Source organism: Planomonospora alba (assembly GCF_039534085.1).
Lineage (GTDB): Bacteria > Actinomycetota > Actinomycetes > Streptosporangiales > Streptosporangiaceae > Planomonospora_B > Planomonospora_B alba.
Genome location: NZ_BAAAUT010000065.1, coordinates 16,082 through 36,462, shown reverse-complemented (window position 1 = coordinate 36,462; position 20,381 = coordinate 16,082). Strand labels below are relative to the sequence as shown.

The 20,381-nt window shown below is 71.9% G+C and carries 15 protein-coding genes and 9 tRNA genes; 13 read left to right on the top strand and 11 right to left on the bottom strand.

The features are described 5' to 3' along the window. Nucleotides 1-162 precede the first annotated feature (162 nt). Nucleotides 163-603 carry a hypothetical protein gene (locus ABD823_RS29225; RefSeq protein ID WP_344865206.1) on the top strand — a complete coding sequence of 147 codons (441 nt, stop codon included), beginning with the start codon at nt 163-165 and terminating at the stop codon, nt 601-603. A 123-nt stretch (nt 604-726) separates the two neighbouring features. Here the strand turns inward: ABD823_RS29225 and ABD823_RS29220 are convergent. The 5 genes from ABD823_RS29220 to ABD823_RS29200 all read right to left on the bottom strand — a co-directional run bounded on the left by ABD823_RS29220 (nt 727) and on the right by ABD823_RS29200 (nt 2,833). Then, nucleotides 727-799 (bottom strand) — tRNA-Ala (locus tag ABD823_RS29220). A gap of 205 nt (nt 800-1,004) precedes the next feature. After that, nucleotides 1,005-1,724, bottom strand: coding sequence for an HAD family hydrolase (locus ABD823_RS29215; RefSeq protein WP_344865204.1), 720 nt, complete (start codon nt 1,722-1,724; stop codon nt 1,005-1,007). A gap of 53 nt (nt 1,725-1,777) precedes the next feature. Then, entirely contained in the window at nt 1,778-1,897 is a 120-nt protein-coding gene (locus tag ABD823_RS29210; RefSeq protein WP_218061633.1) for a DLW-39 family protein, read from the bottom strand. Nucleotides 1,898-2,047: 150 nt separating this feature from the next. After that, nucleotides 2,048-2,461 (bottom strand): VOC family protein, encoded by a 414-nt coding sequence (locus ABD823_RS29205; RefSeq protein ID WP_344865201.1) that lies wholly within the window; start codon nt 2,459-2,461, stop codon nt 2,048-2,050. 87 nt (nt 2,462-2,548) lie between these two features. Further along, entirely contained in the window at nt 2,549-2,833 is a 285-nt protein-coding gene (locus ABD823_RS29200; RefSeq protein WP_344865199.1) for a GNAT family N-acetyltransferase, read from the bottom strand. A 257-nt stretch (nt 2,834-3,090) separates the two neighbouring features. Between ABD823_RS29200 and ABD823_RS29195 the strand changes: the two genes are divergently transcribed. Both ABD823_RS29195 and ABD823_RS29190 read left to right on the top strand, forming a co-directional pair. Beyond that, nucleotides 3,091-4,005 carry an NAD(+)/NADH kinase gene (locus ABD823_RS29195; RefSeq protein ID WP_344865197.1) on the top strand — a complete coding sequence of 305 codons (915 nt, stop codon included), beginning with the start codon at nt 3,091-3,093 and terminating at the stop codon, nt 4,003-4,005. A gap of 400 nt (nt 4,006-4,405) precedes the next feature. Continuing rightward, complete coding sequence (locus tag ABD823_RS29190; protein WP_344865195.1) at nt 4,406-4,756, top strand: MerR family transcriptional regulator; 351 nt, start codon at nt 4,406-4,408, stop codon at nt 4,754-4,756. A 100-nt stretch (nt 4,757-4,856) separates the two neighbouring features. On the opposite strand, the gene ABD823_RS29185 is transcribed toward ABD823_RS29190, so the two are convergent. Continuing rightward, nucleotides 4,857-7,988, bottom strand: coding sequence for an ATP-binding protein (locus ABD823_RS29185; RefSeq protein WP_344865193.1), 3,132 nt, complete (start codon nt 7,986-7,988; stop codon nt 4,857-4,859). Between the two features lie 336 nt (nt 7,989-8,324). Then, nucleotides 8,325-11,066, bottom strand: coding sequence for a putative bifunctional diguanylate cyclase/phosphodiesterase (locus ABD823_RS29180; RefSeq protein ID WP_344865191.1), 2,742 nt, complete (start codon nt 11,064-11,066; stop codon nt 8,325-8,327). Nucleotides 11,067-11,320: 254 nt separating this feature from the next. Here ABD823_RS29180 and ABD823_RS29175 point away from each other — a divergent pair, with 254 nt between their 5' ends. The 10 genes from ABD823_RS29175 (at nt 11,321) to ABD823_RS29130 (ending at nt 14,692) form a co-directional block, all read left to right on the top strand. After that, entirely contained in the window at nt 11,321-11,584 is a 264-nt protein-coding gene (locus ABD823_RS29175; protein ID WP_344865189.1) for a hypothetical protein, read from the top strand. A gap of 339 nt (nt 11,585-11,923) precedes the next feature. Then, nucleotides 11,924-12,559, top strand: a complete 636-nt coding sequence (locus tag ABD823_RS29170) for an HAD-IA family hydrolase (protein ID WP_344865187.1) — start codon at nt 11,924-11,926, stop codon at nt 12,557-12,559. Between the two features lie 555 nt (nt 12,560-13,114). After that, nucleotides 13,115-13,185, top strand: a tRNA-Ala gene (locus ABD823_RS29165). A gap of 1 nt (nt 13,186) precedes the next feature. Then, nucleotides 13,187-13,258: transfer RNA gene (locus ABD823_RS29160), tRNA-Gly, on the top strand. A gap of 142 nt (nt 13,259-13,400) precedes the next feature. Next, nucleotides 13,401-13,475 (top strand) — tRNA-Gln (locus ABD823_RS29155). Nucleotides 13,476-13,482: 7 nt separating this feature from the next. Beyond that, a tRNA-Gly gene (locus ABD823_RS29150) sits at nt 13,483-13,554 on the top strand. Nucleotide 13,555: 1 nt separating this feature from the next. Next, a tRNA-Leu gene (locus ABD823_RS29145) sits at nt 13,556-13,629 on the top strand. 23 nt (nt 13,630-13,652) lie between these two features. After that, a tRNA-Glu gene (locus ABD823_RS29140) sits at nt 13,653-13,725 on the top strand. Nucleotides 13,726-13,754: 29 nt separating this feature from the next. Next, a tRNA-Met gene (locus tag ABD823_RS29135) sits at nt 13,755-13,829 on the top strand. Between the two features lie 158 nt (nt 13,830-13,987). Then, a complete protein-coding gene (locus ABD823_RS29130) occupies nt 13,988-14,692 on the top strand; it encodes a class I SAM-dependent methyltransferase (RefSeq protein WP_344865185.1) in 705 nt (234 codons plus the stop codon). A 7-nt stretch (nt 14,693-14,699) separates the two neighbouring features. Here ABD823_RS29130 and ABD823_RS29125 read toward each other — a convergent pair whose 3' ends face one another. The 4 genes from ABD823_RS29125 to gyrA form a co-directional block, all read right to left on the bottom strand. Continuing rightward, on the bottom strand, nt 14,700-16,568 hold the full coding sequence (locus ABD823_RS29125; RefSeq protein WP_344865183.1) for an acyltransferase family protein: 1,869 nt from the start codon (nt 16,566-16,568) through the stop codon (nt 14,700-14,702). Nucleotides 16,569-16,844: 276 nt separating this feature from the next. Next, nucleotides 16,845-16,918 (bottom strand) — tRNA-Ile (locus ABD823_RS29120). 136 nt (nt 16,919-17,054) lie between these two features. Next, the gene (locus ABD823_RS29115) at nt 17,055-17,771 is read right to left on the bottom strand and encodes a DUF3566 domain-containing protein (RefSeq protein ID WP_344865181.1); all 717 of its coding nucleotides are present in this window, start codon (nt 17,769-17,771) and stop codon (nt 17,055-17,057) included. Between the two features lie 72 nt (nt 17,772-17,843). Then, nucleotides 17,844-20,333 carry a DNA gyrase subunit A gene (gene gyrA, locus ABD823_RS29110; RefSeq protein WP_344865179.1) on the bottom strand — a complete coding sequence of 830 codons (2,490 nt, stop codon included), beginning with the start codon at nt 20,331-20,333 and terminating at the stop codon, nt 17,844-17,846. Between the last annotated feature and the right edge of the window lie 48 nt (nt 20,334-20,381).

Sequence of the window (20,381 nt, the reverse complement as noted above, 5' to 3'; positions counted from 1 at the left end):
TTCCGCCAGCAGATGATGCTGGCTTCAGGGCCTCCACGAAACCCGGATCGGTTCAGTTGGCTTCACAGCACAAAAGGCCGCTTCTCCGACAGAAGCGGCCTTTCGTATGAGATCAGGTGTCAACAAACTGGGTTTGTCGGGTGCTCTCGCTACGGTTGCCGCATGTTTGATGTGGATCCGGTGCGGCTCGCCCTCTTCCTTCTCCTCGGAGCGATCATCGGATTGGGAGTCCGTGACTTCAGGAGAAGGCGCAACGTGGTGCGCGTCCACATCGACCTGGGTCTCGTCACTCCTATCGGAGTGCAGGTCCGGGCACATGACCTAATCGAGGCAGGCAAGTTCATGGATGCCGTTGAGTTGATCAGAAAGGAAAGCCAGGTCTCCCAGGATGAAGCAGAGGAGGTCGCGAAGACTCTGCGCGCCGGTCACGTCCTGCCGGACTTTCCGATGCCCTGGGAGGGTGACCTTGCCACGAGGGCTCGTCGCCTGATCGCGGCCGACCGCCGGAAAGAGGCCGTATTCCTCGCGCGAAGCATGGGAGACATGGATCCGTCTGAAGCTGAAGCCTTCGTCGACTCTCTGCCGCCCGAGTCGGACGCGTAGAACTGAGAGTGCGGTCGGTCTGGGCGGCTGTAAGCGCTCAGTCGTAGCCGTAGCTGTATTTTGCTGCTGTACGAGATCGAAAAGGCCACTTCCCGATCATGGGGGGTGGCCTTTGAGCTGGGGTGGAGCCTAGGAGATTCGAACTCCTGACATCCTGCTTGCAAAGCAGGCGCTCTGCCAACTGAGCTAAGGCCCCTTCGCGGTGGCATGGCCTCGGAAGACGCCGTGGACGGCAAATCCGTGTTCATGGCACACCGCTAGGACAGCATATAACGCTCCCGTCGGCGCGGATGCCGATCGCGGCAGACGAGCGGTGATCGGTCCGGACACCGCCGGTACGGCGTGCGGCCCCGCCGGGAGGCCCGTTGCGGAGCGGTCCGGAAGGAGCGGTCCGGAAGCCGTCAGCGGGCCGAGGAGGCGGAGGCGAAGGGCTCCGGCGCGTCGGTGCCGAGCACGAGGCCGGGGAAGTCGGCGATGGAGTCCAGGATGTGGGTGGCACCGCCGTTGAGGAGCCGCTCCCTGCTGTGGCTCCCGGTCAGGACACCGGCCACCACCGACGCGCCCGCGCGGCGGCCGCAGAGCATGTCGCTCTCCGAGTCGCCGGCGACGGCCACCTGGCGGACGTCCTCGATGCCGAGGCGCAGCACCGCGCTGAGCACCAGGTCCGGCATCGGGCGGCCGCGGCCGGCCTCTTCCGGGCACAGGGCCAGGTCGATCTTGTCGGACCAGCTGAGGGCGGCCAGCACGCGGTCCAGGGTCGAGCGGCTGAAGCCGGTGATGAGGCAGATCTTCACTCCGGCCCCCCGGAGCTTGTCCAGCACCTCCACGGTCCCGGGGACGGGCTCGAGCCCCGAACGCTCGATCGCCCCCTCGTAGGACCGCTCGAAGGTCAGATTGGCCGCCTGCGCCTGAGCCTCGTTGTCGGGGAAGATACCCCGGAACACGTCGATCTTGGAGCAGCCCCGAGACCGGTGCACATGCACCATGGCACGTGCATACGCGCCGGTCCCGGGAACGATGCCCTGCGTGGCGATCGCCTCGGCGAACGCCCGTTCGACCATGGCGACATCACCGATCGTGGTGCCTGCCAGATCCAGACAGGCAAGCTTGATGGGCGCCATTCCCCCAACCTTGCTCAGGACCGTGGGCACACCTTGATCGGCAGCCGCTCCGGTCAGTTGTCGCTGCCGGTCGCCTCGGTCCACAGATCGAGCTCGGCGCGGTCAGCCTGAACCTTACGCCAGACCAGCAGCCCCCCAAGGGCGACGAGCGCCAGAACGAGCAGCTTCTTCACGGTGTGACCCCACTTCTCGACGGTCTCACCTGCCGGGGTGAGACAACGCCCAGTTCCAACGGTTCCTTGCAGCCTAGCAAGGGATCGGCTCCCTGCCGGGAAGGCGCATGATCTCAGAGCGGCGAATCTGCGCCCACTGCGTGATTTTCATCACCAATCCGCACGACGGGCACCCGGTCGATCACGATCCGCCACGAGCTCCACCTCGTAGCCGTCCTCGTTCTCAAGATAGCCCGCGTAGTGCTCCTCCCCGCCCGCGTGCGGATGCCGGTCGGGGAACATCAGGGTCCACCCGTGCTCCGGCGCCGCCGCGACGAGCGCGTCCACCCGCTCCCGCCCCGCCACCCGGAAGGCCAGGTGGTTCAGGCCGGGCCGGTGGCGGTCGTGGACGGACGCGCTCAGCGCAGGTGAGCGCTCGACCACGACGTAGACGCCGTCCAGCTCCCAGCTCCGCCCGTCCTCCCATCGCTGGAAGGGCCGGTAGCCCAGCTCCGTGAGGAGCCACCCCCACGACCTGGCCGCCCGGTCGAGGTCGGGGACCCACAGCTCGATGTGATGCAGCATGGCCCCAGTGTGTCGGCCGTACGGCCCGGCGGGGCACGGAGCGGCCGGCGGGCGCCGGACCCGGCGGGGGGACGACCGGACCGGAGGCTACGCGCCCTCGACCAGCTCCGCGTAGGTGGGGTGGCGGTCGATCCAGTTCTTCACGAACGAGCAGCGGGGCCGTACCTTCGCCCCCTCGGCGCGGGCCGCGTCCAGGGCCGCCCGGACGAGCGCGCCGCCCACCCCCCGGCCCTCGAAAGCGGGGTCCACCTCGGTGTGGGTGTAGACGATCACACCGTCCCTGCGGACGAGCTCCAGCTGCCCCGCGTGCTCGCCGTCCACCGTGGCCTCGTAGAAGCCCTTCTCGGGCACGAACTCGACACTGACGTTCATCGCGGTCTCCTCGGTCGCTTCTGCTGTCACGGTCAGCCGTCCCCGGCGGGCTTTCATTCCCTCGCCACCGCGGGCGGGCCCGGCGCACTCCCCCTTCCACCGCGTTCCAGGATCATGTACGGCACCGCGGAACCGACGGAGCCTCCGGCCACGGAGCCGCCCGCCGGGAGCCCGGCCGCGGGGAACCGCGGGGGAACGCCTGCGCGAAAACCCGTTCCGGCCTCGTCCGGCCGCCGGGCCGGTCGTACGGTGGCAGCATGGGCACGGTTGAGACGGTGGGGCTCGTCCTCCACCCGCGACGCGACTCGAAGACCGCCATCGACACGATCATCGAGTGGGCACGGGCCAGGAACGTCACGGTGCTCGGCTCGCCCGAGGAGGTGGGGCGCATCGACTGCAGCGCGGTCGCCGTCGACGCCGCCGAGCTGGTCGACCGCGCCGACCTGCTCGTCAGCCTGGGCGGGGACGGGACGATGCTGCGCACCATGCGGTTGCTCGCGGGCAGGCCGACCCCCGTGCTCGGCGTGAACCTCGGGCGGCTGGGGTTCCTGCCGGAGATCGACGTGGACGAGCTGCCGTCCGCGCTCTCGGCCATCGACGACCGGCGCCACACCGTCGAGCCCCGCATGGCGGTACGGACGGTCCTGCCGGAGGCGCCGGAGGTGACCGCCTTCAACGACATCGCCCTGGTCCGGACCCCGGGTCACGGGCTGTCCGAGGTGGCGGTCTCCGTCGAGGGCCACCCCTTCGTCCGCTACGCCTCCGACGCCGTCATCGTGGCGACCTCCACCGGTTCGACCGCCTACAGCTTCTCCGCGGGCGGCCCCCTCGTCTCCCCGACCGTCGAAGGCTTCCTCGTGGTGCCCGCCGCGGCCCACTCGGTGTTCAACCGGGCCGTCGTGCTCTCGGCCGACGAGGAGGTCACCCTGGAGGTCCTGCCCACGAGCGGGCGGCTGGCCGTGGAGGTGGACGGATCGGTCGTCGGCCACCTCTCGCCCGGGCAGCGGATCTCCGTCACGGCCGTGCGAGCGGCGGCGCGCGTCGTCCGGCTCGGCACCACGACCTTCTACGAGCGCGCCCGCCGGAAGCTCCGGGTCAGCGGCAGCGCCGAGGTCGACTGGGAGCTGCCCGAGTCGGCGGGCATCAAAGAAAATCTACAGTGGCCGATGTAGACATTCTCATTCTGCGTGATTAGCGTTTTTCTTGAGCACAGGGGAGGAAGCGCCTGCGAGGCGGATACCGAGACCCTTGTGGAACGCACCGCCGGCCGTGCGAGCCGCATGGCCGGTGCACCGGGCGGCCGGTGGCCGCTCGAGGAGAACAGCGCAGGACATCGGACGAGAAAGGAGAGTTGGACGCCATTGACCACCCGCGGGCCGGGGACCGGCGCGCGGGACCGCAGTCCCGGACGGAGGGGGTGGTTTCCGGTCACGTCCACGCGACCCCCGCACCACGCCTGTCCGAGGCGTCCGTGCGGATGAGGAACCCGACGCGACAGTCGGAGGAATGGTGTTGAACTCTTGGGCCCCGACGCGACAGGCGCCGGGGCCCTGGCACGCGCGGGAAGGCGAGATGGGATCGGGCGGCCAGGCTCTGGCGGACAACCTCGACGATGACGACTATCCCGCCTACAGCGTGGGCACGGCCGCGGAGATCCTCGGCGTCACCCCCGCGTTCCTGCGCGGGCTCGGTACGGCCAAGCTGATCGAGCCGTCGCGTTCGGCCGGTGGTCACCGCCGGTTCTCCCGCCGCCAGCTCCGGCTGGCCGCGCGCGCCCGCGAACTGGTGGACCAGGGCACGCCGGTGGAGGCCGCCTGCCGCATCATCATCCTGGAGGACAGGCTGGACGAGGCGCTGCGCCTGAACGCCGAGCTCCGGGATCTGCTCCGTTCCGTCCGGCGGCCGGAGAGCCCGGACGCCTGAGCCCGGCCACCGGCCGGTCCCGGGACGCCCCGGCCACCGGCCGGTCCCGGGAGACCTCGGGATCCCGGCCCGGTCCCCCGCGGGCCGCCCCGTACCCCGCTCAGTCCCCGGCGGACCCGGACCGGATCTCGGGCAGCCGCACGGTGAAGACCGTGCCGCCGCCCTCCCTCGGAGAGGCGGTGATGGTGCCGTCGTGCGCCTCGACGATCGCCTTGGTGATGGCCAGCCCCAGCCCGGTCCCCTTGATCCCCGACTTCACCGCGGTGGAGGCGCGGAAGAACCGCCCGAACAGCCGCGGATACTGCTCCGGGGGGATGCCGATGCCGGTGTCGGCGACGCTGACCACGGCCTCCGTACCCGGTCCGGCTCCCGCGCCCGACCCGGCCTCCGTACCCGGTCCAGCTCCCGCGCCCGGTCCGCCGGAATCCTCTCCCTTGACGCCGGGAGGCTCGTCCCGGACGCCGGGGACACCGCCCCCTCCTGCGGCTCCGCCCCCGGAGGATCCGTCCCTGCCCGCGACGACCTCCACGGCACCGCCGTCGGGGGTGTACTTGATCGCGTTGGAGAGCAGGTTGTCCATCACCTGGCGGAGCCGTACCGGGTCGGCCCGCACGGTCAGGCCCTCGGCGGTGTCGGAGGTGACCGTGAGGCGCTTGGCCTCGGCCGCGGCCCGATGGTCGTCGACGGCCTGGCGCACCAGCTGCGTCAGCGAGAGCGGCCGGGGGTCGACGGCGATGCCGCCGGAGTCCAGCCGGGCCAGGTCGAGCAGGTCGTCGACCAGCCGCTGCAGGTGGGTGCTCCGGCGCCCGATCACTCCGGCGAACATGCGGTGCTCCTCGTCCAGGCCGGGGTCGTCCAGGAGCATCTCGGTGCAGGCCCGGATGGCGCCGATCGGGGCGCGCAGCTCGTGGCTGACCAGCGCCACCAGCTCGTCCTTCATCCGGTCCAGCTCGCGCAGCCGGCGCACCTGCTCCCGTTCCCGGGCGAGCAGCCGCTCGCGCTCCTCCTCCATGCGGTGGCGCTCGGTGACGTCGGTGGAGATGCCGTCGACGAAGAGCCGGTCGCCCTCGCGGCGGGGCAGCGCCCGGATCCACACCCAGCGGGTGACGCCGTCCAGGCCGAGGACGCGGCACTCGGTCCGCGCCGGCCCTCCGGAGGCGACCGCTTCGTGGAACGCGATGAAGGCCGGCAGGTCGTCGGGGTGGATGCGCTCGGCCATGAGGGCGAGCCCGTCGGTGCCCGGCGGGATCGGACCGCCGAACACGGCGGTGCTGTCGGGGCTGGTGAACACCGGGCGCACCGTGCCGTCGGAGGCGATCTCGACGGTCCACACGTAGTCGTCGATCTGCGCGATGATCTGGTCCAGGTGCCGGCGGCTGGCGGACAGCTCCAGAGCCAGCTCCTCGGTCCGGCGGCGCTCCATGTGACGGCCGACGTGGGCGCGGACGCCGTCGAGCATGTCCACCAGGTCGCGCTCCTCCTCCTGGACGGCGCAGGTGAAGAAGGTCAGCACGCCGAGGATCTGCCGGCCGCTGCGGACCGGCAGCCCCATGGCCGCCCGCAGGCCGGTCCGCAGAGCCGCCTGTTTGCGGGTGAAGTCGCGCGGATCCGCGGCCAGGTCCGGGATCCACACCGCCCGGCCGGTGGCCCACACCATCCCGGCCAGCCCCTCACCGGGCGGGAGGACGTCCGGCTGGTCGTGCGTGAACGCCGACAGGTCACGGCCCGGCCGGGTCCACAAGCCCAGCCGGGAGATGCTCTCCTCCCCGGGGTCGACCTGCCAGTATTCGCCGCAGTCCCAGCCCAGCGTGTCCGCGACCGCGGTGACCACCTCGCGGGCGGCGTCCCCGCTGGAGCCCGCCGCCGCCAGCGCCCTGGCCGCGGCGCGCTGGGCCGCGCGCAGCCGCTCGACCCGGTGGCGGTCGGTGATGTCGTGCGCCGCGGCCACCGCGCCCAGCCGGCGCCCGTCCGCGGTCTCGATCGGCCGGCCGTTGACCAGGAGCCGGCGGGGACCGGCCCCGGGCAGGTGGACCACCACCTGCTCGTCGTCGAGGCGCTCACCGGCCAGGATCCGCACCAGCGGCATCTCCTCCCGGCGGAGCGGGGTCATGCCGTCGGGCGCGTACAGGCGGTAGACCTCGGCCCACTCCTCGACGGTGTCCGGCTGCTCGGCGGAGCGGAGGGTCTCGCGCATCATCTGGTTGAACATCAGCCGGCCCGCTCCGTCGCAAGCCACCACGGCGATGTCCAGGCTGTCGAGCAGCGCCGACAGGAACGTCCGTTCCTTCTCCAGCTGCCGCCGGGCCACCAGCCGGTCGCCGATGTCGTGCAGGAACGCGTGGAGGACCGGCTCGCCGCACTCGTCGCCGGCCTGCAGCGTCATCTCCACCGGGATCTCCCGGCCGGTCCGGTCGACCGCGGTCAGCTCGACGTCGTATCCGGGTGGCGGCCCTCCGTTCTCCCGCACCCGGCGCAGTTCCTCGGTGAATTCCCGCCTCGACCGCTGCGGGATGATCAGCCGGTCCACCGGCCGTCCGACGGCCTCGGCCGCGGGCCGGCCGAACAGCCGCTCGGCCGCCGGATTCCACGCCGCCACCCTCCCTGCCCCGTCGATCGTCACGAACGCGTCGGGTGTCCGCTCCAGGACCGTGTCCAGCCGCGCCGCCGCCAGCCGTGCCCGGCCCTCGGAGAGCCGGGTCGCCAGCTGCGACTCCACCGCGCCTGCCACCTCCGCGACCTGCTCCAGCGCGCGCGGATCCCAGCGGCGCGGCCGTACGTCCAGCGCGCACAGCGCTCCCAGCACCTCGCCGTCGGGTGCGCGCAGCGGGAAGGCGGCACAGGCCGGCACCGCCGCTCCCGCCGCGTACGGCGGGGCATCCGGCCGGCCGCAGGCTCGCGCGTCGCCCACGACCAGCGGTGTCCCGGTCTCCACGACCTGCCGCAGCAGCGGCCGGAGCGGGCGGTCCTCCCGCAGCGTCCACCGTTCGACCGGACCGGCCGAGGCGAGGCACACCTGCCGGTCGCCGTCGGCGAGCACCACCAGGGCGGCGGGCGTGCCCAGCAACCGGGCCGCCAGCCGGGCCGGCCGCTCAAGCGCGGACGGCCCGGGCGGCCCGGTCGACTCGGACGCACCGGGCGGCCCGGGCGACTCGGACGCACCGAGCAGACCGGCGGCCCGCAGCGCCTGCGACCACCGGGAGTCCTCGACCCGATCCGCTGCCCTGGTCACCATCCCCCCAGGTCACACACCTACCCGGCGAGCCCTGCCCCTCACCGCCGGTGTTCCCCGGACTGCGGGGCGGCCGTCCGCCGCTGTCCGGGAGAGGAGGAACGGTACGGCGGGAGCCCGCCGTACCGTCTCTTCACGTGTTCACCTGATGTGATCAGTTGATTACTGATAGATACAACGAGTGCGGGTGCGGTTATCTAAGGGGGAAGCCACGCTCGCGTCGGGGGACGGGCGCCTTTGGCCACCGGGGCACGATGGCCAGGGGCGCCCACACCGCCCACACCGCCCACACCGCCTGCACCGCCCCGCAGCGGCCCGGCCGCCCGGGGCGGTCCCGGCTCAGCTGGCCAGGGCGGGCGGGTCGCACAGGCCGGAGCCGTCCCCGGCGCGCTCGGCCAGCCTCCGCTCGATCTCCCCGGCCGGCAGCGGCGGCGCGAAGAGGAAGCCCTGCGCCAGGCGGTAGCCCAGCTGGTACAGCCGCTTGGCCTGCGCCTCGGTCTCCACGCCCTCCGCCACGGCCTGCAGCCGCAGCGCGCGGGCGATCTGCGCCAGCGAGGTGGCGATCGCCGAGTGCTCCGCCGCGCCGGTGACCCCGTCGACGAAGAGCTTGTCCACCTTGAGCACGTCGACCGGGCAGGTGCGCAGCAGACCCAGTGACGAGTGGCCGGTACCGAAGTCGTCGAGGGCGAGGCCGACCCCCAGCTCACGGACGGCCTTGACCGTCTCCAGCGCGGGCCCGCTGTCGAACACGGCCGTCTCGGTGATCTCCAGCAGCAGGTCGCCCGGGTCCATGCCCGTCTCGCGCAGCACGTCGGCCACGGTCCGCACGAACGCCGGATCCCGCAGCTGGCGGGCCGAGACGTTCACGGCCATCCGCGACGGGGCGGCGTCGCCGTACCGGCTCCGCCACTCCACCATCTGGCGGCAGGCCTCCCGCAGCACCCAGGCGCCGATCTCGACGATCATCCCGTTGCGCTCCGCGACCGGGATGAACTCCGCGGGCGAGACCAGGCCACGCTCCGGATGGCGCCAGCGCACCAGCGCCTCCAGGCTGGACATCTCGCCGTGGGGCAGCGTGACCACCGGCTGGTACAGCAGGAACAGGTCACCGGCGGCCAGGGCCTGGCGCAGCTCGGCCCCGAGCCGGGCGTGCTCGACCGCCCGGGCGTCCATCTCCTCGACGTACCGGACGTAGCGGCTCTTGCCCTGCTCCTTGGCTGCGTACATGGCCAGGTCGGCCCGGCGCAGCAGCTCGTTGGCGTCCGTGTCCGGGCCGCCGTCGGCCAGGCCGATGCTGGCCTGCACCAGCAGGTCGTGGCCGCCGGCGATGACCGGCGTCCGGAGCGCCTGGATGATCTGCTCGGCGATCTCACCGGCGGCGGTCGCGCAGACGCCCCTCAGCAGGACGGCGAACTCGTCACCGCCCAGCCGGGCGACCATGTCGACCTGCCGGACGCACCCGCGCAGCCGGTCGGCGACGGCCACCAGCAGGGCGTCGCCCACCGCGTGCCCGAGCCGGTCGTTGACCGCCTTGAAGTCGTCGAGGTCGACCAGCACCAGCGCCACTCCGGCGCCCCCCGTCTCGCCGAGGACGCTCGCCGCCCGCTCGGCGAACAGGTCCCGGTTGGCCAGCCGGGTCAGCGTGTCGTGGGTGGCCTGGTGGGCAAGCCGGTCCTGGAAGAGCTTTGTCTCGGTGATGTCCCGGGCGTTGCTCACGATCCCGTTGATCGTGGGGTCGCCGAGCCGGTCCGTGCTGACGATCTCCAGCCAGCGCCAGTCGCCGTCGGCGTGGAGCATCCGCACCTGGAAGGTGACGGTGGCGCCGGGCTCCCGCCTGAGCCTGTGGAACACTTCCCTCAGGACCGGCACGTCGTCCGGGTGGGCGGCCCGCGTCACGGGACGGCCGACCCAGGCGGTGACCGGCGTGCCGAGGATGCGCTCGACGCTCGAACTGACGTAGGAGAGGTTCCCGTCCGCGGTGGTGACGGCGATGATGTCGGAGGAGTTCTGCACCAGCGACCGGGACCGCCGCTCGTGCCTGCTCAGCTCCAGCATGCTGGCGTCGAGCCGGGCCAGCAGGTTCGCGTTGTCGTAGAAGGCCAGGATCTGGCGGCCCACCACGAACGCGGTGATGACGACCGCACCGGCCACGATCACCCTGGTCCCGTTCTCCGCCGTCCGGGTCGAGAACAGCAGCAGACCACCGGTCGCCGCGATCGCGGCGTACGGCAGCAGGCTGAACGGCCGCCGCCGCGGGGCGCGGGCGGGGCCGCCCGTCGACCGGAGCTGCCGCTCGGCCGCGAGGCCGACGAAGAGGAAGGCGAGCGGGACGGCGACGTGGGCGGAGCTGAGGTCGGGCCGGTCGGCCTGGAGCAGGGACAGCAGCGCGCCGGCCGCGGCCCCCGCGAGGAGACCCAGCCCCAGGACCGACAGGGAGCCCCGGTCCAGCGGACCGGCGCCGGTCAGCGCCAGCTTGACCGCGGTGAGCACGCCGACGAAGCCCAGGACGACGGTCATCAGCGTCGGCAGGTAGGAGCCCGTGGCCTCGGCCAGCCCCGCCGAGCCGTCCACCGCGAAGGACCACCCGAACAGCCCCGCGGCCAGGACGACGATGCCCGTGTCGAGCCCCAGGGTCAGCCACGCCCCGCGCGAGCGCTCCCCGACGGGCAGCCGGAGCAGCGCCCACAGGGTGACCAGCACACCGGCGAGGTAGATCGCCATGGTGTGCGCTTCGGACTGCTGCGCCAGCCCGCCGGAACCGGAGAGCGTGTCGTACGCGTTGGAGAGCACCGCGGCCAGGACGAGGACCGCAGCCGCGGTGACGGAGCGCCAGAACGACCGCACCGGCGCGGTCAGGTGCGCGGACCGCGCCACGCGGGCGCAGACGGACGCGCCGAGGGCCGCGCAGAGGACCACCGGCACCCAGCCGACGGCCGGCAGGTGCAGCGGGTGGACGAGGTTGAGGACGAACCATCCCAGGCTGAGCACCGCGAGCACGCCGAGGACGGGCACCGGCGGCAGAGCCGCGACACGGGTCGACGTGGTGCGTGGCAGTACACGCCCCCACCGGCCTCCTCGCATGCTTCGATCTCCTCCCAACGCTCCGAACCCCCTCGGTGAGGTTCCATCGGCGCGCGGGGCCCGGTCCTGAGGGTTTTCCACCCGCGACCGGCGGAGACCCGGTCCGGTCCCGGCCGGTTACGGCGCGGACCTGCGGGGCAGCAGAGGAGGGTACGAGAACCACCCTCCACCAGGGGAACGGCGCCGCCGCCCGCCCGGCCGCGGCCTCCGCCGCGGCCTCCGGAACGCGTCGGGCGGCACCGGAGGAGGAGACCATGACCGCAGGACCGCACTACCCGACCTCCGGGGGCTCCGGAGGCGAAGGCCGCCGACAGGGCGAGGAGCCGATCTCCACCCGCCCGCCGGAGCAGGGCGAGGAACAGGACGTGCCGCAGGGCGGCCGGCCGGGGAAGGGCCCGATCGGGCACCCCTACGGCGGCCGGAAGGACGTGCCGGAGGACAGCGAGGGGCTGCCCGGCGAGTGGGAGAGCCACGAGGTGCGTGAGCAGCCCCGGCAGCGCCCGAGCGGAACCGTCTGACCTGGAACCGCCCCGCACCGAATCGCCTGGCACGGAACCGCCCCGCACCGAATCGCCTGGCGCGGAACCGCCTCAACCGAACCGCTTGATCCGGCCGCGCGGCCGGGCCGAAGCCGGGCCGAGGCCGGGCCGAGGCCGGGCCGAGGCCGGATCACCGTACCTCCGCCGTGCCGGAGCCCGCGGCGGCCCCCGGGCCGCGGCTCTTCACCGCCCCGGTGGTGATCGGGGATGATGGCGGGGCGCGGCGGGGCACCCACGCCTCCGTCCGGGACGGCCGTCCCGGTGCGGGCCGTACCGGTGCGGGCGGTCGCGCGGACGGACCGGCGGACAGGAGGATCGGTGGAGCTGCCCTACGACGCGGTGCTGTGCGACTTCGACGGGGTGATCCGGCATTACGACCCCGGCGGGCTGACCGATCTCGAACGCTCCTGCGGCCTGGCGGAGGGCGGCACGATGGCGATCGCCATGGCTCCGGAGCTGCTGGGCCCCGTGACCCGCGGTGAGATAACGACCGGGCAGTGGGCGGCCTCCATCGTCGCCGAGCTGGAGCGGCGGCTCGGCTCCGCCGAGCGGGCCGCGGCGCTGGGGCGGGCGTTCGCCGAGGCCCGCGTCTCACTGGACGAGGAGGTCCTCGGCCTGCTGCGCCTGGCTCAGGCCCGGGTGCCCGTCGTGCTGGTGACCAACGCGACGCTCCAACTGGAGGAGGACCTGCGGGACCTCGGCCTGGAGCACGCCTTCGACGAGGTCGTGAACAGCGCCCGGGTCGGGGCGGTCAAACCGGAACGGCGGATCTACGAGATCGCGGCCGAGCGCGCGGGGGCGAGCGCCGCGCGGTGCCTGTTCGTGGACGACCGCGCGGAGAACGTCGAGGCCGCCCGCGCGGCCGGCATGGCCGGCGTGCTCTACCGCACGGTCGCCGACCTGCGCGGAGCGCTCGCCCCGCTGCTGGACGGGGACGCCTCCCCGGTCCCGTGACCGCATCCCGGCCCGTGGCGCCCTGACGCCTCGAACGGGCGGACCGGCACCCCTCACCCCTCGCATCGGAATCCGCTCCGCCACGGCCGCGGGGCGGACGGATTTCCCCCATGGAAAATGGTTTGGCATTCCGCACGGGGCGCCCTAATCTCAAAAACACGGAAACCGACCGATCGACCAGAGGACAGGAAATGAACGCGTACGGAGCCGCCCTGCCGCAGCGGCGCGAACCGCTCATGCGCCGTGTTCTCGGCGACGGCGGTCTCGCGCCTCCCGAGGCGACCGTGTGACCACTCCGCGCACGGAAGCCGCCCCGGGAGAAGCCACCCGACGGGCGGCTTCTCCGTTCCGAGGCGAATCCGCGCGGACTCTCCGGAGAATCGCAGACGAATGCCGCGGCGCGATTCCTCGACAATTCCACAGTGGAGAACACGGTTTTCTTCGAACGCTGCCCAGCCCGCCGCACCCGCGGTGGGCACCCGTCGCACCGGCGACGGAGTACGGCAGGGCCCGTGGGCCGCACCGATCCGGGGCGGGCCTGGACGGGCGTTTCCCGGGCGGATGGTGAAACGGGATCACGCCTGCCTTGCACGCAGGAGTCCAGGGTTCGATTCCCTGTCCGTCCACGCCGCAGAGGCCGAACCGGTGAGGCGGCCGGCTTCCACCCGGCAGGACGGGGTTCGAGTCCCCGCTGCGGCTCCGCCCTGAAAGAAGAGGGCACCGGGTCAGGACTCGGCGACGGGAGTGGCGACCCCCGCCCGGTCCGGCCCGTGCACGTCCGTACGGCTCACGCCGGCCGGACCGGACGTGCGGCCCGCGCCGATCACGCGGGCAGGCGTGATGCCGGATCGTCCGATCGGCAGGACACCCGACTCTGGATCGGGTGATGGAGGTCCGAGTCCTTCTCCGGCAGCCACGCCCTCGTGGGTGAAGTGTCAGCGGAAGCACACGGCCATGCCACGGCCGAAGGACGGGTTCGAGTCCCGTCACCCACTCGCCGCCCTGGCCCAACCGGCAGAGGCGCCGCGTTCAGAGCGCGGAGGTTCCGGGTTCGAATCCCGGGGGCGGCACGCAGGTGGAGAAGCGGTTCTCCGCCCCGTTGGTCCAGTGGTGAGGACGCCGGACTTTCACTCCGGAGACCACCGGTTCGAATCCGGTACGGGGCACGGCCGGCCGTCGTGCGCGCGGCGGCCGCGGCGGAGTGGGGCAGCCAGGAGTGCCCGTCGGTCTCATAATCCGAAGGTCGCCGGTTCGAATCCGGCCTCCGCCACACGGTCCGCTCCCGCCCCGGGCGGGGCGGGGCGGCTGTCTGCCGATGCGCTCCCTCATCTCAGCGACCCGTCCGCGCCCGCCCCGGGCGGGGCGGCGGTCTGCGGCGGTCTGCGGAACCGCCGCGCCGGGGCCCGGTCCCGGATAGCGTGATCCGCTATGACCGACTTCGTCTCCCTCCCCTTCTACGACCTGCTCCACGAGAACGGGCACGTGCCCGGCATCCGCGAGAAACTGCCTCCGCTCCTCACCGGCGTACGGCGGAGCATCCTGGAGATCGGTGCGGGCACCGGCCTGATCACCACGTCGCTGGCCGACTGGACGCCGGCGGAGATCTTCGCGCTGGAGCCCTCGGCCGGCATGCGCGGGGTGCTGCTGTCCCGGCTGACCGCACGCCCGGAACTGCTCAAGCGGGTGACCGTGCTCCCCTGCGACGCGTTGAGCGTGGACCTGGCCGAACCGATCGAGGCCATGGTCATGATCAACGTGATGTACGCCCTGGAGCCGGACTACCGCAGGCGGCTCTGGCCGGTGCTGGCGGCCCACCTGGAGCCCGGCGGCCTGCTGGTCTTCACCTGGCGCGACGGCGGCCCTCCGGCGCCGCGGCCTCTCGAGGAGCTGGAGTCCCGCCAGGTGGGCCGGCACACCTACACGGTCCTGTCGGAGATCCTCGAATCCGAGGGAGAGGCGTGCAGGGCCCGCTACCTCTACCGGATCACCGACGGCGACCGGGTCGTCGACGAGGAGGAGATCGTCGGACACGCCTACCGCCCCGTCCGGGAGACGATCGAGGGGGAGCTGACCGGGGCGGGCTTCGTCCGGGCCGACGCGCCTGACGGGCTCCTCGCCTGGCGGCTCGCCTGAGCCTGGTCTACCTCTTGGGGTTCGCCTGCCCGCCGGCGAGCGCCCGGAGCACCTCTTTCTCCAGCGCTGGGGCGAGCGAGCGCATGAACGTCGCCGTGATGTGGCCGTTGTCGGAGTAGACCATCGTGTTGCCGATCACCGACGGGCAGCGGTCGCCCGGGCAGAAGGTGGCGTTGAAGTCGGCGATCGTCACGTTGGCGGGGATCCGCCCGGCTGTCGGCATGCGCTCGGCCAGGCTGAGGCTGCGAGGCGCGACGCAGGCGGCGGGGCCCTTGGTCTCCACGCACTCGGGCGGGTCGAAGCCCATCCGCGGCGTGTCGCGGATGGCCAGGACGTCGATGCCCATGGCGCCGAGCTGCCGCCACCGCTCCGGATAGCCGGCGGGCATGTTCTCGCCGCGCTCCCATTCGCTGGACTCGGTGGCGGTGGTGATCAGCAGGTCCGGGGCGATCTCGCGCAGCTCGGCGAGCACGCCCTCCTGCCACTGGTCGCACGTGGGCTGGGGCTTGCCCTTGTAGAGCTGCACGGTCGTGGACAGGGCGCAGGCGCCCTTGGTGATGTTGACGATCTGCCAGCCGTTCTCCTCGCCGAGCAGTTCGAGGGCGGGCAGCCAGTGGGCGGCGTGGGAGTTGCCGACCAGGGCGATGGTCTTGTCCGGGTTCTGCGCTCCGTAGCGGCAGACGAGGACTTCCGCGTCCCGGGGGTGCTGCGCGCACCCGTCCTCGTACGACCTGGGCCGGTCCTCGGCCGCCAGCGCCGGGGCGGGCGTGATCCCGTCGCCCGGCCGGGGCAGGAAGCTCACCACCACGGCCCCGGCGAGCGCGGGCGCCAGCAGCAGCGGCCCCCACTGGCCCGTCCGGTCCGCCAGTTCGGTCGTCACCGCGGCCAGCGCAAGACTGGCGGCCAGGATCAGCAGGATGCCCTTCCAGCTCGCCGCGGTCCGGTCCGTGGCCACGAGGTAGAAGACGAAGACCGGCCAGTGCCACAGGTAGAGCGCGTAGGAGATGCGGCCGACGTACAGCACCGGGCGGAGCGTCAGCAGCCGGTCCGCGCCGCCGGCCCTGCCCGCCACGATGACCGCCGCGGCGGCCAGCGTCGGCCACAGCGCGACGTATCCCGGGAAGCTCGTGGAGACCTGCAGCACCAGCCCACACGCGACCAGCGCCGCCAGCCCGAGCCAGCCGAGCACCACCCGCACGGGCTTCGGCACCTTCAAGAACGGCAGGGCGACGGCGAGCAGCCCGCCCAGCGCCAGCTCCCACAACCGCGCGCCGGTGTCGAAGTAGGCCCAGGCCTGATCGGTGGCCGTCCGGAAGACCGAGTACGCCAGGGAGAGCACGAAGACCGCGGCCATCAGCCCCACGAAGACCGGCAGCCTCCGCCGGGCCAGCAGCAGGAGCACCGGCCAGATCACGTAGAACTGGCCCTGGATCGCCAGCGACCAGAAGTGCTGCACCGGGCTCACCGCGCCGCCGGAGGACAAATAGTCCACCGCGGAGAAGGCCAGCTGCCAGTTCTCGTAGTACAGCGCGGAGGCGACGACCTCGGCGACCGTGGCGTCCCAGCGCGTCTTCGGCAGGATCAGCACCGTGCCGACCAGCACGCCGAGCAGCGTCAGCCCGGCGGCCGGCAGGAGCCTGCGCGCCAGGCGCCTGGCGAAGGCCCAGAGCCTGACGTGCTCGTCGCGCAGGAGCGAGCCGGTGATCAGGAAGCCGGTGAGCATCAGGAAGACGTCGACTCCGCCCGAGACCCGGCGCGGCCAGATGTGGTAGACCACCACGAGGAGTACGGCTACCGCGCGTAGCCCGTCGATCTCCAGTCTGCGCTCAGCCCTCGCGGCCCGGGGTCGCTGGAGGGCGTGGCGGGCGACTGACATGACGCCACAGAATATGACTCCTTCAACTGGCCGGACAAATCTCGTCAATTCGGAGGCCGTTCCCACGGACTTCCGCGGATTTCCATGGGCGCCGTCCATGCGGCGGGCGGGAGCGGACGCGCCGTCGCCGCAGGGCGGGGACGGCCATCGGCCCGTGACCGCGCCACCGCCGGGGAGAGCGGACGCGGAGTCGGCCGCGGCAGGCGGGGGAAGCGGGGCCGGTCGGGAAATCGGAAAAGGCCACTTCCCGCTGCGGGAAATGGCCTGTGAACCGGGTGGGGCTATCAGGACTTGAACCTGAGACCTCTTCCTTATCAGGGAAGCGCTCTAACCGACTGAGCTATAGCCCCTCGTCGCGGAGAACCGTATCGCATCCCCGGGGAGAAGGCGAATCCGGCCGCTCGGACAGGGAAAAGCTTACCGTGTTCCGGGACCTGCTCGCGCCATGTCCCCGGAGCGCTCTCCGGGGACATGGCGCGCGGCGGGCTACTCGGCCTCGCTGAAGGTGACCTCGACGCCGCCCACCAGGTCGGAGGCGATGTTGTAGATCACGGCGCCGAGGGTGGACAGCGCGGTGATGAGCACCACGTTCACCGCGCCGATCAGCGCGGTGTAGCCGAGGATCCGGACCGGCTCGAACCAGGGGGCGATGTCGAAGCTGGTCTCGGACGCCTTGCCGTCGGGCACGGTGAACTGGTTCACGATCTGGATGACCGAGTCGAAGACCCCCACCGCGTCCAGCACCATGTACAGCACCGCGACCGCGACGAACAGCACCACGAAGCAGACCAGCGCCACCACGAAGCTGAACTTCATGGCCGACCAGGGCTCGATCCGGCGCAGGACCAGATGGGCCTTGCGCGGGGTCCGGGCGGCGCCCGCCGGTTCCGGCGTCTTGCGGCCGCTGTCCATCCGCAGCGGCGAGGACCCGTCGCGGGCCTTCCCGTCGGCCGCGGACGGCGCCGGCGAGGCGACCATGGACGGGGACGGCGCGGTCCCCGGCGACCAGGACGGGTTGGCCTCCGCGGACGCCGGGCGGATCCGCATCGTGGACTCGCTCGGCTTGTCGTCCTTGGCCGCCGGACCGGACGGCCGTTCCTTGGTCGTGTCGGTCGCCGGGCCGCCGGTCTTCGGCGCCGGGGCACCACCGTCGGCCGGTGAATCGACCACCTCGACGACGTCCGCTTCAGTGGCCTTGTCCATCTTCTCCGTCACCTGCTCGCGTTTCGATGGAGAGGGTGGACGCGGACCCGAACTGGCCTGAGCGCTCACCGGCTACTCCCCTTCCCCGTTGTCCTCGGTCTCCAACGCCTCGGCGTTGCGGGCGAGAGCCACGACGCTGTCCCCCTCGCTGAGGTTCATCAGCCGGACTCCCATGGTCTGGCGCCCCGACTGCTTGATCTCCCCAGCACGGGTACGGATAACCCCTCCGGCCGACGTGATGGCGAAGATCTCGTCCTCCGCCCTCACCATGATGGCGCCGACCAGCCGGCCCCGAGCAGTGACGATCTTCGCGGTCAGCACACCCTTGCCGCCTCGTCCCTGCACAGGGTACTGATCAGCCGGAGTGCGCTTCGCGTAGCCTCCCTCGGTCGCGACCAGCACGTCGTCGCCGTCGGCGATCCGGGTCATCGCGAGGAGTTCGTCGCCGTCGGTGAACCGCATGCCGATCACGCCGCTGGTCGCCCGGCCCATCGGCCTCAGCGCCTCGTCGGAGGCCGTGAAGCGGATGGCCTGGGCGTTGCGGGACACCAGAAGGAGGTCGTCCTCCTCTGACACCAGGCGTGCTGCGATCACCTCGTCATCTTCGCGCAGATTGATGGCGATGAGGCCACCGGTGCGCGGCGAGTCGTATTCCGCCAGGCGTGTCTTCTTCACCAGACCGCTCCGGGTCGCCAGCACGAGGTACGGCGCGGCGTCGTAGTCGCGCAGCGCCAGGACCTCCATGACGACCTCGTCCGGCTGCATGGCCAGCAGGTTCGCCAGGTGCTGGCCGCGCGCGTCGCGGGCGGCGTCGGGCAGCTCGTAGGCCTTGACCCGGTAGACCCGGCCCTTGTTGGTGAAGAACAGCAGCCAGTGGTGCGTCGTCGTCACGAAGAAGTGGTCGACGATGTCGTCCTGGCGCAGCTGCGCGCCGCGCACGCCCTTGCCGCCGCGCTTCTGCGCCCGGTAGAGGTCGGTGTTGGTCCGCTTGGCGTAGCCGCCGCGCGTGATCGTGACCACCATGTCCTCCTCGGCGAGGAGGTCCTCGATGGACATGTCGGCCTCGTAGGCGATGATCTCCGTCTTGCGGTCGTCGCCGTACTTGCCCGCGATCTCCGAGAGCTCCTCGGAGACGATCGAACGCTGCCGCTCGGGCGAGTCCAGGATGGCCTGGTACTCGCTGATCTGGGCCATCAGCGAGTCGTACTCGTCGATGATCTGCTGCCGCTCCAGAGCGGCCAGCTTGCGCAGCTGCATGTCGAGGATGGCCTGCGCCTGGATCTGGTCGATCTCCAGCAGCGCCATCAGGCCGCCCTGCGCCTCGGCCGCCGACGGCGAGCGCCGGATCAGGGCGATGACCTCGTCCATCCGCTCCAGCGCCTTGAGCAGCGCGCGCAGGATGTGGGCCCGCTCCTCGGCCTTGCGCAGCAGGTAGCGGGTCCGGCGGACCACGACCTCGATCTGGTGGTCGATGTAGTGGCGGACGAACTGGTCGAGGCGGAGCGTGCGCGGCACGCCGTCCACCAGGGCCAGCATGTTGGCGCCGAAGGTGGTCTGCAGCTGGGTGTGCTTGTAGAGGTTGTTCAGCACGACCTTGGCGACCGCGTCGCGCTTGAGCACGATCACCAGCCGCTGGCCGACCCGGGAGGAGCTCTCGTCCCGGACGTCGGCGATGCCGGTGATCCGGCCGTCCTTGACCGACTCGGCGATCGACAGGGCCAGGTTGTCCGGGTTGACCATGTAGGGCAGCTCGGTGACGACCAGGCACTGGCGGCCCTTGGCGTCCTCCTCGACCTCGACGATCGCCCGCATGGTGATCGAGCCGCGGCCGGTCCGGTAGGCGTCGTCGATGCCGCGCCGGCCGACGATGAGCGCGCCGGTGGGGAAGTCCGGCCCCTTGATCCGCTCGATCAGCGCCTCGAGGAGCTCGTCGTCGCCCGCCTCGGGGTGCTGCAGCGCCCACTTGACGCCCTCGGCCACCTCGCGCAGGTTGTGCGGCGGGATGTTGGTGGCCATGCCGACGGCGATGCCGGCCGAGCCGTTGACCAGGAGGTTGGGGAAGCGCGACGGGAGGACCAGCGGCTCCTGGGAGCGCCCGTCGTAGTTGGGCTGGAAGTCGACGGTGTCCTTGTCGATGTCGCGGACCATCTCCATGGCGATGGGCGCGAGCTTGCACTCGGTGTACCGCATCGCCGCGGGCATGTCGTTGCCCGGCGACCCGAAGTTGCCCTGGCCGTCGATCAGGGTGTAGCGCAGCGCCCAGGGCTGGGCCAGCCGTACGACGGTCCCGTAGATCGAGGAGTCGCCGTGCGGGTGGTAGGAGCCCATGACGTCGCCGACGACGCGGGAGCACTTGAAGTAGCCGCGGTCGGGCCGGTAGCCGCCGTCGTACATGGCGTACAGCACGCGGCGGTGCACCGGCTTGAGGCCGTCGCGGACGTCGGGCAGCGCGCGGGACACGATGACGGACATCGCGTAGTCCATGTAGCTGCGCTGCATCTCCGACTGGAGATCGACCGGCTCGATGCGTTCGGCCGGCGGCGTGGTGTTCACATCCGTCACGGGTGAAGGATCCTTCTGCTGGGTCGGAGAGGGTCGGTGGGGCTGCCG

Excerpts from the sequence above, each read along its gene's own strand:
- ABD823_RS29180 (WP_344865191.1), bottom strand. The coding sequence starts at position 11,066 with ATGCGAGGAGGCCGGTGGGGGCGTGTACTGCCACGCACCACGTCGACC.
- ABD823_RS29175 (WP_344865189.1), top strand. The coding sequence starts at position 11,321 with ATGACCGCAGGACCGCACTACCCGACCTCCGGGGGCTCCGGAGGCGAA.
- ABD823_RS29130 (WP_344865185.1), top strand. The coding sequence starts at position 13,988 with ATGACCGACTTCGTCTCCCTCCCCTTCTACGACCTGCTCCACGAGAAC.
- ABD823_RS29215 (WP_344865204.1), bottom strand. The coding sequence starts at position 1,724 with ATGGCGCCCATCAAGCTTGCCTGTCTGGATCTGGCAGGCACCACGATC.
- ABD823_RS29115 (WP_344865181.1), bottom strand. The coding sequence starts at position 17,771 with ATGGACAAGGCCACTGAAGCGGACGTCGTCGAGGTGGTCGATTCACCG.
- ABD823_RS29125 (WP_344865183.1), bottom strand. The coding sequence starts at position 16,568 with ATGTCAGTCGCCCGCCACGCCCTCCAGCGACCCCGGGCCGCGAGGGCT.
- ABD823_RS29225 (WP_344865206.1), top strand. The coding sequence starts at position 163 with ATGTTTGATGTGGATCCGGTGCGGCTCGCCCTCTTCCTTCTCCTCGGA.
- ABD823_RS29195 (WP_344865197.1), top strand. The coding sequence starts at position 3,091 with ATGGGCACGGTTGAGACGGTGGGGCTCGTCCTCCACCCGCGACGCGAC.
- ABD823_RS29200 (WP_344865199.1), bottom strand. The coding sequence starts at position 2,833 with ATGAACGTCAGTGTCGAGTTCGTGCCCGAGAAGGGCTTCTACGAGGCC.
- ABD823_RS29190 (WP_344865195.1), top strand. The coding sequence starts at position 4,406 with ATGGGATCGGGCGGCCAGGCTCTGGCGGACAACCTCGACGATGACGAC.
- ABD823_RS29205 (WP_344865201.1), bottom strand. The coding sequence starts at position 2,461 with ATGCTGCATCACATCGAGCTGTGGGTCCCCGACCTCGACCGGGCGGCC.
- ABD823_RS29185 (WP_344865193.1), bottom strand. The coding sequence starts at position 7,988 with ATGGTGACCAGGGCAGCGGATCGGGTCGAGGACTCCCGGTGGTCGCAG.